Source organism: Treponema sp. OMZ 805 (assembly GCF_050937395.1).
In the GTDB taxonomy this organism is placed as follows: Bacteria; Spirochaetota; Spirochaetia; order Treponematales; family Treponemataceae; genus Treponema.
Genome location: NZ_JACCLP010000006.1, coordinates 75818 through 89943 on the forward strand (window position 1 = coordinate 75818; position 14126 = coordinate 89943).

Below are 14126 nucleotides of genomic sequence, written 5' to 3' on the forward strand. Positions count from 1 at the left end.
TATAATACGGGCAGCTGAAAATCGCCGGGGAGTTGTGATTATGGTAAGAGAAGCGGTTAAAGAAGATTTATATGAATTATTGAATCTATCTCTGTTTTTGCACGAAAAAAATATTCCGGAAAATTCAAGCCGCATGGAAAATACATGGAACACAATTATTGAAGATGAGAATCATCATATCATCGTCAATGAAATAAACGGTAAAATCGAAATCCGAGGAGATGATTTTTAGACGATGGAAACAGTGATTATACACGGACAAAATCATAAGGGATCAACATATCATATTGCGAGCAATCTGGCATTGAAAGTCGGGGGAAACATAAAAGAGTTTTTTTTGCCGAAAGATTTCGGTGAGTTTTGTACCGGTTGTACAAAGTGTTTTTTAGAATCGGAAAAACAATGTCCGCATTTCGACAGACTTAACCCTATTACCGAGACGATAGACAAAGCCGATTTGATTATTCTTGCAAGTCCCGTATATGTAATGCACCCAACGGGTTCTATGAAAGCATTTTTAGATCATTACGGATATCGTTGGATGGTACACCGACCGGAGGAAACAATGTTTTCGAAGCAGGGTGTGTGTATTTCCACTGCCGCGGGTGGGGGTATGAAATCTGCAAATAAAGATATGGCAGACAGTTTGTTTTTTTGGGGAGTTGCTGAAATTTACACATACGGCAAAGCTGTTCAGGCTGTAAAATGGCAAGATGTAAGTGAAAAAAATAAAAAATCCATAGATAAAGCATTAAGCTCTCTTGCAAAAAAAATTACCGATAAGTATGGTAAAGCGAAGCCCGGAATAAAAACAAAACTGATGTTCAATATCATACGCCTCTTACAAAATAAAATCCGGAATCGGGCAGATACGGATTATTGGCAGGAAAAGGGATGGCGGGATAAAAACCGTCCGTGGAAATAATGATAAACTTTGGAAATATTCTATAGGGAACCTTTGAAAACCAACCGGGTTTTTAGAGATGCCGCATATTAACTTGAAAGTTTAGTCAATAATTTGGAAACCAAGGGAATTCATTTGGATTAATATTGTGAGGCTTCGCTATAAAAAGAAAGCCATTGTTCATCGTTTTTTTCTTCGGAGGTTTCCCTCACTGCGTTCGGGTCGCTACGTCCGCTGTTCCGCTACCGCTCCAGATTAAGAATATGGACGAGCAGACCATATTTCAAAGATAATCCGAATGAAGCTATTAGACGAATTGCTTCCTTAAAAGAAGATACGAGTGACTATGTTAGGAAATCGATAGGAAACGCTTTAAGGGATATTAGCAAAAAATTTCCGGAATTAATTGAAGCTGAACTCAATAATTGGAACTTAGAAAGCAAAGAAATAAATCAAGTGTATAAGTTGGCGAGTAAATTTATTAGCTGACACATGAGAAATTGTGGAGGGGTAAACTGGCACGGCATATTATTGTAGTTGCATATGACCCGAGATGGGTTGAGCAATATAATTCAGAAGCATTAAAAATAAAAGGGATCTTGCAAGATAACTGCGTTACAATTCATCATATAGGCAGTACAGCTGTTAAAGGACTTTATGCAAAACCAATCATTGATATTATGCCTGTTGTGCATAGCCTTGAAGAAGTAGATGGGGTCAGCACTGAATTTGAGAAAATCGGCTATGAATATATGGGCGAGTTCGGAATCAAAGGACGACGCTATTTGTGCAAAGGCGGCAACGACAGGACGCATCATATTCATATTTTTCGCGAAGACAATACTGCTGATATAAGCCGCCATTTAGCAGTCAGAGACTATCTCAGAACGCACAAAGATGTTTGCGGAAAGTATTCTGCCTTAAAACGTACGCTTGCCCAAAAATATCCCTACGATATAGACAGCTACTGCGGCGGAAAAGCTTCTTTTGTTCGACAGATGGAAAAGAATGCTGTAATATGGAAAGAATAGGCAACATAATTATTGTCCGAGCTTTTTAAACGATAAATTCCAGCTTGCCTAACTCAAACAATTAAATAAGAAGCTACAAAGTAATTCACAAACTAGTAAATCTGCCGCTGCCTACATCAAACCTGGGATAACACCTTTTACAAAAGTATTGCGTTTCTATTGCTTTTGTATTACTCTAATACTAAGAGGTAACTATGAAAACAGCAGTTTTACAAACACGGATAGATAAAACGCTCAAACAAGATGCAGATGCTTTTTTCGAATCAATCGGAATGGATACGACAACTGCGATACGTATCTTTTTAAAGCAAACGTTAATCCAGCGCAAAATCCCCTTTGAAATCGTTCAAGATAATTCTTTTTATTCGGATAACAATATAAAGGCTTTGGAACATTCTAAAGCTCAAATGGAAAATGGGCAGCATTCAATCCGTGAACTTGTCGAGGCGTAACAATTGCATAAAGATTTTTCAGATGATGCGTGGGCTGATTACACTTATTGGATAATGCAAGATAAAAAAATCCTCAAAAAAATAAATCAATTACTTGCTGATATTGAACGAACTCGTTTCTTCGTTAAGGCTGGAACCTAAATCCACCTATTATCGGAACTGCTGCATTGTAAAGGTTGTGGAACAAAAATGCACATTCGTACTATACATAAGAACGGAAAGAATAGAGAAAAACAGATGATTTTGTATCAGCTTTTTCTGTTCTTCTTCTATCTATTTCTATGAAATACTTGATGGCAAGGGGAAAAATCTGACAGTGAATGAAAGCCTTAAAAATGGTATAATATCGGCAAATACGTAGAGAGAAAACCGTGAAGAAAAAGGAGATGAGTTCGTTTGAAAGAGTATATTGCGAGTTTAGAAAAAGAATTTTAGTTGGTAGAAAACGGTTTCAAAGAGGAAGAAAAAAAGTATGCTGTGCAGCATCATTACAAGTGTACTTGATTATTCTTTTGGGGCAATACCTCTTGCAATTTATAAGGGTCCATATATTTTCAAAAGTATTCTTGTAAATTTGTGGAAAGGATTGTACAATAAGTACAAGCGTTTACTTTTTTGCAGGTAACTTTGGGCAGGTAGTATGGAAGTAAAGAAAGAGCGGTTCGGGATGCTGTCGTCGGGAGATGCGGTATCGATTTTTACGGTTTCTAATGGCACAATGTCGTTTTCGGCAATCGATTACGGCTGCTGTATTACCGCGATTTTATTACCTGCAGCCAAGGGCGGATATGATGATGTTGTACTCGGTTATTCAACACTCGAAGGATATATCCGTAATAAACCTCATTTCGGTTCCATTGTCGGACGATGTGCAGGGCGGATTTCAAATGCCTGTTTTTCTATAGAAGAAAAATGCTATACACTGACCCGTAATAACGGCGGAAAACACTGTCTGCATGGCGGCTATCCTGCGTATGACAAGCAGTTGTGGCAAGCCGACATTATTTCCGGCAACGATGAGGCGGGTATCCGTTTTTCCCGAATAAGCCCCGACGGTGAGCAAGGTTTTCCCGGAGAAGTCCGGTTTACTGTTTCGTATACCCTCAATAAAAACAATACCATTACACTTCGGTACGAAGCTCATACCACGAAAACAACTCCGATCAATCTGACAAACCATACGTATTTTAATCTCAATCCTGCCGGAATGGAGGCCGATGGGGGTTATGTTTCGGCTCTTAATCATCATGTACAGCTGGCAGCAAGTCGCTATGCAGAAGTTGACGCTTCGCTTATACCGACAGGCAAGCTGCTACCGGTAGAAGGAACGCCGTTCGATTTCCGAACTCCGAAGTTGTTATCGCATGATTTTGCTCAATTAAAAGACGGCTATGACGGGACATGGCTGCGCGATGCGGATGGTGCGGACGATGTTCCGCTTGCTGCGGTTGTAACTGAGCCGACGACAGGCAGAACACTGCGTATTTATTCAACACAGCCGGCAATTACGATGTATACCGCGAATTTTTTAAACGGCGAGCAAGGAAAGAACGGCAATGTGTACAACAAGCACTCCGGCGTGTGCTTTGAAACTCAGCATGTACCGGATTCGCCCAATCGTCCTGAATTTCCTTCCGTATGGGTTCATCCCGGCGAAGTATATCGGCACGAAACGCAGTGGCGCTTTACCGTTTAGCGGTAAGGAGCAAACAGCGCACAATTGGGAATAGATACTATCGGGGTTATAACGATACCGGATAAATGCTATACTTATAGTTGAGATTGATATAATAGAAACTGATCGAGCCTGTTATAAAATCGATACAAACAATATGACGATACATACATAAGAGAGGTGAGTTGATTATGGAAGTTCAGTTACAGGATCTTGTTGAAAAGATCAAGCAGGACGGTATTGCTTCTGCTGAACAGCAAGCTGCGGGTATCATTGCCGAAGCGGAGAAAAAGGCAAAGGCTATCGTTGCGGATGCGGAAAAAGAGGCTGAAACCTTGCTCAAAAAGACCGAGGTCGAATCCCAACGGTTTACAAACGCTTCGGAGGCTGCCGTTAAACAGGCTTGCCGCAATGCGCTCATCGCCTTTAGAGAAGGAGTTACCGCTTCTCTCGATGCCCTCATCAAAGCGGAAACAGCAGCGGCATATAACAGCGATGTACTCAAAACGCTGATTCCCGAAGCGGTAAAGGGCTGGATTAAAACAAACGAAGCCGATATTTCCGTTATTATGTCCCCTGAAGATGCTAAAAAGCTGGAAAGCGCTTTGCTCGCTGCGTTTAAGAAAGAGGTTGAAAAAGGCATCGAGGTTAAATCCGATGCACAGCTTGCAGGCGGCTTTAGAATTGGGGTAAAGGACGGTTCGGCATACTATGATTTTTCTGCAGAAGCGGTTGCCGATTTATTTTCCGCCTATATCAGCTCACGCGCTGCACGCCTGTTGAAGGATGCGGTAAAGGAGTTATAAGGAGTGGCTTCATACTATTATTTGATGGCTCAGCTGCCGTCAATTATGCCGCACACCGACCCGCCGCTTTCTTACGCGCAATTTAAAGAGCTTGCCCTGCGGTTTTTAACTGAAAAAGATGCCGCCGTGCTGGAATCTTTAACGCTTGTTCCGCCCCGCGAGGCTGTCTATACGGCTTCTGCTGTGGTGAACGAATGGTATGCGTTTGAACAGGAACTGCGGTTTGCGCTTGAACAAATGCGCGCTGCAAGGCTGAAACGGGATGAGCGGATTGCTCCTGCAGAAACACCTGCTTCCGCCTTTGATATCGGCGCTATTGTGCGCGGGGTTTCAAACATCGATGACCCCTTAGCGGCGGAACGGTATTTGCTGAATGCGCGGCTTGCGGCGGCAGATCAGCTGCGGAAACTGCATTTCTTTGACAGCGAAGCGGTTTTCGGCTATGGAATTGTATTACTGTTGAGCGAACGGGCTTCAAAATTTAAGATGGAAACCGGCCGCACAGAATATCACTCAATTTATACACAAATTCTCGGAGAAAAGATATGAGAGGAACGAAAGGAAAGGTAGTCGGTATTAACGGGAATATGGTCAGCGTTGAGTTTGACGGTCTGGTTACGTTAAACGAAGTTGGCTACGTCCATATCGGCGACACCAAATTGAAGAGCGAGATCATCCGTATACGCGGCTCCGTTGCTCAGATGCAGGTATTCGAAATTACCAAGGGTATCCGCGTCGGTGATGAAGTTGAGTTTACCGGAGATCTCTTGTCGGTTGAACTCGGGCCGGGACTGCTCGGCAGAGTATATGACGGTTTGCAGAACCCGCTCCCCGACCTTGCAGAAAAGGCGGGCTACTTTTTGGAGCGCGGTATCTATTTGAATGCGCTTCCTACTGAAGCACAATGGGATTTTACACCGGTTGCACAGGTCGGCGATACGCTCGTGCGCGGCGATGTGCTGGGAACCGTGCCGGAGGGGAACTTTACCCACCGGATTATGCTTCCCTTCGGTATGTACGGCACATACACGCTTTCTTCCATTAAACCGGCAGGACAGTACACCGTACACGAAACCATTGCGGAAGTAACCGACGAGCGCGGAAAAAAGTACCCGCTTACGATGAGCTTCCGCTGGCCGGTAAAGCGTGCAATCGACTGCTATGCCGAACGGCTCAAGCCCTCCGAAACGCTTGTTACCAAAATCCGTACCGTAGATACCTTCTTCCCGGTAGCAAAGGGCGGAACCTACTGTATTCCGGGGCCGTTCGGTGCCGGTAAAACCGTTTTACAGCACGCAACCAGCCGTAACGCAGAGGTTGATATCGTAATCATCGCCGCCTGCGGTGAGCGCGCCGGTGAAGTTGTAGAAACCTTAAAAGAATTCCCTGAATTGATCGACCCCCGCACGGGACGTACCTTGATGGAGCGGACGGTTATCATCTGTAATACATCGTCGATGCCGGTTGCGGCGCGCGAGGCTTCGGTTTATACCGGCGTTACCCTTGCCGAATACTACCGCCAGATGGGGCTTGACGTTCTGCTCCTTGCAGACTCCACCAGCCGCTGGGCACAGGCTTTGCGCGAAATGTCCGGACGCTTGGAGGAAATCCCCGGTGAAGAAGCTTTCCCTGCCTATTTGGAATCCTACATTGCAGCGTTCTATGAGCGCGCCGGTATTGTCCGCTTAAAGGACGGCAGTAAAGGCTCCGTAACGATCGGCGGTACGGTTTCCCCCGCAGGCGGTAACTTTGAAGAGCCGGTTACGCAGGCAACGCTCAAAGTTGTCGGCGCATTCCACGGACTTTCCCGCGAACGCTCCGATGCCCGTAAATATCCCGCCATCCACCCGCTCGATTCATGGTCAAAATACCCGAGCGTACTCGGCACGGCGCAGGTGGAATACGGTAGAGGAATGCTCCGCCGCGGTACCGAAGTTGAGCAGATGATGAAGGTTGTCGGCGAAGAAGGTACCAGTATGGAAGACTTTATCGTCTACTTGAAGGGCGACTTCCTCGACGCGGTTTATTTACAGCAAAACTCCTTCGATAAGGTTGACGATGCCGTTTCCGTAGAGCGTCAGCGCTATATTTACAAACTGATCCTGCGCATATTGGGCTCTCAGTTCTCCTTTAATACCAAGGATGAAGCCCGCGCATACTTTAACAAGCTGCGCCAGTCCTTTATCGACTATAACTATTCGCCGTGGGAATCGCCGGAATTTAAGAAGCACGAAGCGGCAATTACCGGAGCGCTTTCCGATAAGGCAACCGGGCTTGATGAAAAAGCGGCAAAACTCATAAAAGAAGCGGAGGCACATCATGAAGAAAGTGTACAGTAAGATTGAATCCATTAACGGTTCGGTTATAACCGTCAAGGCTGAAGATGTGTCCTACGGTGAGCTTGCGCAGGTTCAGACAAGCTTTGGCACCTCGCTTGCACAGGTCAATAAGCTGGATAGAGGGCTTGTTTCGCTACAGGTATTTGCAGGCGGACGCGGCGTTTCCACCGGTGATGAAGTACGCTTCCTCGGCAGGGAAATGCAGGTAAGCTTTTCCGATGACTTACTCGGACGTATCTTTAACGGTTCGGGAGAGCCGCGCGACCAAGGCCCGATGCTCAAGGATAATATGGTAGAAATCGGCGGTCCGTCCGTAAACCCGTCCAAGCGTATTATGGCAAAGCGCATGATCAGAACCGGTATTCCGATGATCGACGTATTCAACACCCTCGTGGTTTCCCAGAAGCTGCCGATTTTCTCAAGCTCCGGTGAACCCTACAACGAACTGCTCGCACGTATCGCAATGCAGGCTGAGGTTGATGTCATCGTACTCGGCGGTATGGGGCTTAAATACGACGACTACCTCTATTTTAAGGATACGCTGGAAGAAGCAGGTGCGCTGAGCCGCACGGTGATGTTCGTACACACCGCCGCCGACCCGACGGTAGAATGTTTGATGATCCCCGATATGTGTCTTGCAGTCGGTGAACAATTTGCACTCAAAGGCAAGGATGTCCTCGTTCTTTTAACCGATATGACCAACTTCGCCGATGCGATGAAGGAAATTGCCATTATACAGGAACAGGTTCCGTCAAACCGCGGTTATCCCGGCGACCTTTACAGCCAGCTTGCCGCCCGCTACGAAAAGGCAGTTGACTTTGACGATGCAGGTTCGGTTACCGTTCTTGCCGTTACCACCATGCCCGGCGACGACGTAACGCACCCCGTTCCCGATAACACCGGATATATCACCGAGGGTCAGTTCTATCTTAAACACGGACGCATCGAACCGTTCGGAAGTCTTTCCCGTCTCAAGCAGAACGTCAACGGAAAGACCCGTGAAGATCACCGTGCGCTCATGGATAATATGATCAAGCTCTATGCTTCCTACAAGGACACGCTTGAGAAAAAGTCGATGGGCTTTATGATGAGTGAATGGGACGGCAAGCTGCTGAAATACGGTGAGCTTTTTGAATCCCGCATGATGGATTTGTCGGTAAACATTCCGCTTGAGGAAGCGCTCGATAACGGATGGAAGATTCTTTCGTCCTGCTTTACTCCTGAGGAAACCGGTATTAAGTCCGATTTGATCAAAACCTTCTGGCCCAAGGATGCGCAGAACAATCCCTCCGCGGATTAATGCGTTTCCTTATATAGTAGAGGAATAGCGATGGCTATTAAACTGACGAAAAACGAGCTGAAAAATCAAAAAGAATCGCTCAAGATGTTCCAGCGGTACTTGCCGACGCTTCAGCTTAAAAAACAGCAGCTGCAAACCGAAATCCGCACGATTGAGATGCATGCAAAAGAGGTTCGGCTGAACCGCGATGCGCTGCACAAGGAGTTTGAGCAGTGGATTGCCGTCTTCGGTGAAGCGGGAGTCTTTACGCCTGAAATCCTCAAGGTGAAAGAAGTGCGTACCTCGACGGGAAATATTGCCGGTGTTTCGATACCGGTATTTTCCGGGGTGGACTTTGAACGCAGCAGCTACGATCTTTTTACAACGCCGCTCTGGCTCGACATTGCCTGCGACCGGATGGAGCGGGTTTTATCGCTCGATCTTGAAGCCCAAATCCTCGATGAACAGGTGGCACGGCTCAACAACGAACTGCGTACTACAACGCAGCGTGTCAACTTGTTTGAAAAGGTGAAGATACCGGAAACAAAGCGGAACATCAAAAAAATTTCCGTGTATCTGGGAGATCAGCAGGTAGCGGCTGTTGTGCGCGGGAAGATTTCCAAGAAAAACTTGGAAAAGAACGCTCCGGATGAGGAGGAAACAGCATGATTTTACCGATGAAAAAACTGACGCTCCTTGTGCTGGATTCTCAGAAAAAGGCGGCGTTAAAAACACTGCGGAACTTCGGTGCGGTGCATATCGAAAAGGAAGCCGCTTCAAGCGATACCTTGACGGAATTGCAAAACACATACACGAGAGTACAGCAAGCGGAAGCATTGATTACCGAATCGCAGCCGAAAAAAGCTGAAAAAGCACAGACTGAAACGCTCACATTGAGCCGGAATGACTTATTGCAGGCAGTTGACGAGATTCTTGACCTCAAAGACCAAGAATCAAATACACGGGCTGCAATCAATAAGCTAACCGGCGACATTGAAGCATACAATGCTTGGGGGGATTTTGAGCCCAAAGATATACACAGCTTTGAAGAAAATGGCATCTATTTGACGATGGGTGAGCTTCCGGAAAAGTCATATACAGCATTGCCTGAAACGATTAAAACGGTACGGCTTGCAGGCGGCAAAAAAACAGTCCGCTTTGCGATAGTGTCCGAAACCGCAGATGTTCCTGCCGATTTGCCGTCCGATTTTAGTCCGCTTATTTTACCGGATATGCGGCTTTCGGCAATGCATACCGAAAGGGAACGGCTGCAAAAACAGCTGCCCTCATTCAAAGCAAAGATTGGGGCACGGACTGAATTGCTTGCACCGTTAAAGGCAGAGGCAAAAAAGCTTGCAAAAGAGATTGAGTTTGAAAGCGTCCGTGCCGGTATGGAAGTCATTCCGCTTGAGGAAGATACGGCAGCTGCTTCCGGTGCCGATAGCTCGGTAACGCTTGCTGCATCCGGCAGCGCAGCTACTGCGGCGGTCGGTTCAAGTAATGCTGCAAACGGCACTGCCGGGAATGCCGAAAAAGAGCCGATACGGCTTGCACGGCTTTCCGGTTATATCCTTGCTGAAAAACAAGCTGATTTTGCAGGGCTTGCAAAGGCAAACGGCTGGGCATTTATTGCTGATGATCCGGCTGAAGAAGATGCCGTTCCGACTGCAATGCGGCATAATCGGTTTGTGCAGTTGCTTACCCCGCTGACGGACTTCCTCGGTACGGTGCCGGGCTACCGCGAACCCGATATTTCGCTGTGGTTCCTGCTCTTTTTCGGTATCTTCTTTGCGATGATTTTCGGGGACGCAGGCTACGGCGCCATCCTCGTGATTTTATCACTGATCGGAATCGTCAAAGCAAAAGCGAAGGAGCAGCCCGCTCCGCTCGCTATGCAGATGTTCCTCTACCTCGGTGTTCTAACTGTTATCTGGGGGACTGCAACCTGCAACTGGTTCGGCATCTCGGTGGAGTACATCCCCGCATGGATGAAAAATCTCTCCATACCGGCTATCTCGAACGCAACGGAAGAGAGCATCAGAAATGCCAACTTGATGCAGTTCTGCTTTACACTCGGGCTTATTCAGCTGACAATCGGGCATATCATCTCGATTGTGCGGAATATCCGTTCTCCGCAGATACTGGGACATGTCGGCTCCATTGCGATGCTCTGCGGTATGTATATCGTGGTACTCAGCCTTGTCGTCAGCGCCGAGCGGTATCAGATTAACCAACCGGTAATGATTGCGGTAGGCGGCGGCTTTGCGCTTAACTTTATTTTTTCAAATTATCAAACCGGTATCGGGCAGAGTATTGTAGACAGCCTTAAAAATATCATCACGATGTTCTTAGGGGTGGTAAACGTCTTTGCCGATATAATGAGCTATATCCGTCTTTGGGCAGTCGGGCTTGCAGGTTCTGCAATCAGCGCGACAGTCAACCAGATGGCGGGGCCGGCGCTCGGCAGCTTCCTCATCTTTTTGGGTGTGCTGCTGTTATTCTTCGGACACGGGTTGAACTATATTATGAACGTACTTTCGGTTATCGTACACGGAGTGCGGCTTAATACATTAGAGTTTTCAAACCATGTCGGGTTAACGTGGGCAGGGTTCAAATACGAACCTTTTGCAGAATAAGGGGTTCTAAAACGAGAAGCTTTTAAAAAGCCGACGTTCTTAGAAGATGTGATAAAACGCTGATACATTAATATCGGCGGATAGAAAGCGGTAACGCTAACATTTCTTATTTCATACGCGGGAGCGGTGAGATAGATCGTGTAAATTAAACCTGTTCGGAAACTTCCGTTTCAGAACAGGTTACCTTGAAATGTGATGTTCAAAATCGTGCTATCTGTGCGATTTTGAACTCGTCGACCAGTTCGACAACGAAGTTATCGAACTGGTCTAGTATAAACTTGGAGGATTTCAATGAGTTTTGGTATGTTTGGTGCAGCAGCTGCACTCGGTATTTCGGCATTCGGATCGGCATTAGGGCTTGCTATCGCAGGACAGGGCACAATCGGAGCGTGGAAGCGGTGTTATTTGAATAATAAACCGGCTCCCTTCATCCTCCTCGCATTTGCAGGTGCCCCGCTCACGCAGACCATTTACGGCTTCTTGCTGATGAACAAAATGCTTAGTTCACAAGCGGATCCGTGGTTCCTGTTAGGTGTCGGTGTTGCGTGCGGTCTCGGTATTGCCGCTTCCGCCATTGCACAAGGTAAGGCTTCCGCAGCAGGTTCTGATGCGTTGGCGGAAACCGGTAAGGGCTTCGGTCAGTACATTACCGTTGTCGGTCTTTGCGAAACCGTCGCGTTGTTCGTTATGGTTTTCGGACTGATTAACTGCTAATAGTGCGGTGATAAAAAACGGATTTCGGCTTATGCCGGAATCCGTTTTTTTAAAGCCTTTACACTTTAAACTTGCTCACTTCGGTAGCAAGCTCAGCGATACTCTCTTTATTACGCTGGGTAATTTGATTGACCTCCTGCACGGATGTATTGATATATGATGCACCAGAGGTCATTTCGTCCATACTGCCGGTGATAACACGGGTAAGGTCGTCAAGTATCGCCATTTCCTTTGCAGCTTTTTCACCGCCTTTCAGCATTTCCGAAGAACCGCTGTTAACTTCAACTGTAACCGTATTGATATTCTTAATTGCAGTAAGAACTTCTCTACTGGCATTTTCCTGTTCGCGCATTGCCTCGGTCAGTTGATTACTCATCATCTTAACCTGTTCCGACAGATTAAAAATAACATTGAATTTTTCTTCAACGGTATGAGCCGAAGCGGAGAGACTTTCGATTTCCGTACCGAACTGTTTAAGCGTCGTTGTAATAGTTTTTCCCTGCGTTGCCGAATCTTCGGCCAGCTTGCGGATCTCATCGGCGACGACCGCGAAACCTTTTCCCGCCTCACCGGCATGGGCAGCTTCGATTGCCGCATTCATTGCAAGCAGGTTTGTCTGACTGGCAATGTGTTGAATAACACCACTCGCCTCTATTAAGCTCCCCGACTCTTCTGCAATTTTTTGCGTAATGGCATTGGAGCTGTGCAGCGTTTCTTTTCCGTCGGAAGTAGCAGAGGCGAGTGACTTTATCGATTCATCGGTTCGCTCCAAAGTCTTGGTAATCGAGGCGATATTGGCAACCATTTCTTCAATCGCCGAAGAAGATTCCGCAACGCTTGCAGCCTGAGTTGCAATACTGCCGTTTAGCTGTTTAATCGTTTGGATAATTTCTTCGATGGTCGCGGAAGTTTCGGTAACACTTGAAGCCTGTGTAAATATCTTTCGTTTTACATCCTCAATATGAGTACTGATTTCGTTCGCCGCTCCGGCAGTTTCGGACATATTTTGTGCAAGCTCGTCGCCTATCTTTGTCATTGCGCCGGCATTTTTATCAACCGATTGAATTGCCGTTCTAATCTTCCCGATTGTTTCATTAAAATACTCGGAAAGATTGCGAATTTCGTCCAGACCGGTTACCGGTAAGCTGACGGTTAGATCGCCTTCTCCCTGTGCAATATCTTTTAATGCAGTGGCTACACGTACAATCGGCCCGATAATCCGGTGCGACAACCAATACACTACGACAGCAGCGATAATTAGCATTGCTATCCCGATCAAATACATCCAACGATTCAATGTACGAACATCGCTTAAAAACTCTTTTGCAGGAGCACGCAGCATCACTACCCAACCGGTCTCCATCTTCTTTCCTACAACAAATTGAGTTTCGCCGTTATACGAACCTGAACCGCTTACAACATCGTTTGAGTTAAAAACCGATTCGACAAGAGCAGATAACGAAGCCATATCTTTATCGTCAGTCGCAGCCTCAGTGATAGACGTTTTTGCAGTAACACGGCTAAAATCGGTATCACCGATAATGTTCCTACTAATTCCAACTATAAAGACGGAACCGCTCGTACCGACAGTAACTGTTTTACAAATATCGGAAAGATATTGACCGTCGATATCGATTGAAAAGAAACCGGTAATCCGCTTATCCTTGTCATACATGGGAATTGCATACGAGATGAGAAAAAGATCCTTGCCTGCTTGAAAAGGCTCGGACAAAAACGGTGTCCCGCTCATAACCGTACTGTACCACGATTGATTTCCGCAAAAGAAACTGCTACCATCAGCACGAATAAGGTTCCCGTCCATCCCTGCCATACCATAGTTCTTTACAGACGACTGCCGTTTAATCAGGAAGTCAATCTCTTGCAACCGTTTCTGAATACTTAAACTTTCATCAAATAGGACGGGACTATCGGCAACGCCCTCCAACCAGAAAGAAAGGTCATAAATTTCATGATCGATTTTTTCAGCAGTTGTAACCGCCTTGTTTTGCAATAACTCCATGACTTTTGCGGTAATTGACCGTCTGACAATACTGCCAGCTAAAACGGTCTGCAAAATTGATACCGTAACAATAAATATTGCAAAAATAATAATCAATCTTTTTTGCAAACCGAGTTGTTTCTTCATAGCTTTTCCTCACACTAAAACGAATATGGCCGTAAGGCGGTAGAACGATTATTAATTGCGTAACGTTTATTATCATTATCTACATATATTATGTCAATTATCAAAAAACTTCCAGCATCCGCATATTTTTTAACTTTTTTTCAA

General features: G+C 46.0%; 14 protein-coding genes. 13 read left to right on the plus strand and 1 reads right to left on the minus strand.

What is annotated here, in order from left to right; all coding sequences use genetic code 11:
• Positions 1–40 precede the first annotated feature (40 nt).
• From HGH47_RS06570 to HGH47_RS06630, 13 genes are all read left to right on the plus strand, one after another.
• On the plus strand, positions 41–232 hold the full coding sequence (locus HGH47_RS06570; RefSeq protein ID WP_016523493.1) for a hypothetical protein: 192 nt from the start codon (positions 41–43) through the stop codon (positions 230–232).
• 3 nt (positions 233–235) lie between these two features.
• On the plus strand, positions 236–925 hold the full coding sequence (locus tag HGH47_RS06575; protein WP_016523494.1) for a flavodoxin family protein: 690 nt from the start codon (positions 236–238) through the stop codon (positions 923–925).
• Positions 926–1404: 479 nt separating this feature from the next.
• Complete coding sequence (locus tag HGH47_RS06580; protein ID WP_212566280.1) at positions 1405–1935, plus strand: GrpB family protein; 531 nt, start codon at positions 1405–1407, stop codon at positions 1933–1935.
• Between the two features lie 194 nt (positions 1936–2129).
• On the plus strand, positions 2130–2387 hold the full coding sequence (locus HGH47_RS06585; RefSeq protein WP_314995524.1) for a type II toxin-antitoxin system RelB/DinJ family antitoxin: 258 nt from the start codon (positions 2130–2132) through the stop codon (positions 2385–2387).
• 3 nt (positions 2388–2390) lie between these two features.
• Positions 2391–2528 carry a type II toxin-antitoxin system YoeB family toxin gene (locus HGH47_RS06590; protein ID WP_212566279.1) on the plus strand — a complete coding sequence of 46 codons (138 nt, stop codon included), beginning with the start codon at positions 2391–2393 and terminating at the stop codon, positions 2526–2528.
• A gap of 499 nt (positions 2529–3027) precedes the next feature.
• Entirely contained in the window at positions 3028–4083 is a 1056-nt protein-coding gene (locus HGH47_RS06595; protein ID WP_212566278.1) for an aldose epimerase family protein, read from the plus strand.
• 170 nt (positions 4084–4253) lie between these two features.
• Positions 4254–4868 carry an ATP synthase subunit E gene (locus HGH47_RS06600; RefSeq protein WP_006187903.1) on the plus strand — a complete coding sequence of 205 codons (615 nt, stop codon included), beginning with the start codon at positions 4254–4256 and terminating at the stop codon, positions 4866–4868.
• Positions 4869–4871: 3 nt separating this feature from the next.
• On the plus strand, positions 4872–5417 hold the full coding sequence (locus HGH47_RS06605; protein WP_212566277.1) for a hypothetical protein: 546 nt from the start codon (positions 4872–4874) through the stop codon (positions 5415–5417).
• On the plus strand, positions 5414–7207 hold the full coding sequence (locus HGH47_RS06610) for a V-type ATP synthase subunit A (RefSeq protein ID WP_016522222.1): 1794 nt from the start codon (positions 5414–5416) through the stop codon (positions 7205–7207). Before HGH47_RS06605 ends, HGH47_RS06610 begins: the two co-directional genes overlap by 4 nt.
• The gene (locus tag HGH47_RS06615; protein WP_016522223.1) at positions 7188–8507 is read left to right on the plus strand and encodes a V-type ATP synthase subunit B; all 1320 of its coding nucleotides are present in this window, start codon (positions 7188–7190) and stop codon (positions 8505–8507) included. Before HGH47_RS06610 ends, HGH47_RS06615 begins: the two co-directional genes overlap by 20 nt.
• Before the next feature lie 30 nt (positions 8508–8537).
• Complete coding sequence (locus HGH47_RS06620; protein WP_432911141.1) at positions 8538–9155, plus strand: V-type ATP synthase subunit D; 618 nt, start codon at positions 8538–8540, stop codon at positions 9153–9155.
• The gene (locus HGH47_RS06625) at positions 9152–11122 is read left to right on the plus strand and encodes a V-type ATP synthase subunit I (RefSeq protein WP_432911143.1); all 1971 of its coding nucleotides are present in this window, start codon (positions 9152–9154) and stop codon (positions 11120–11122) included. Before HGH47_RS06620 ends, HGH47_RS06625 begins: the two co-directional genes overlap by 4 nt.
• A gap of 291 nt (positions 11123–11413) precedes the next feature.
• Entirely contained in the window at positions 11414–11836 is a 423-nt protein-coding gene (locus HGH47_RS06630) for a V-type ATP synthase subunit K (protein WP_432911146.1), read from the plus strand.
• A gap of 58 nt (positions 11837–11894) precedes the next feature.
• On the opposite strand, the gene HGH47_RS06635 is transcribed toward HGH47_RS06630, so the two are convergent.
• Positions 11895–13982 (minus strand): methyl-accepting chemotaxis protein, encoded by a 2088-nt coding sequence (locus HGH47_RS06635; protein ID WP_432911149.1) that lies wholly within the window; start codon positions 13980–13982, stop codon positions 11895–11897.
• Positions 13983–14126 lie beyond the last annotated feature (144 nt).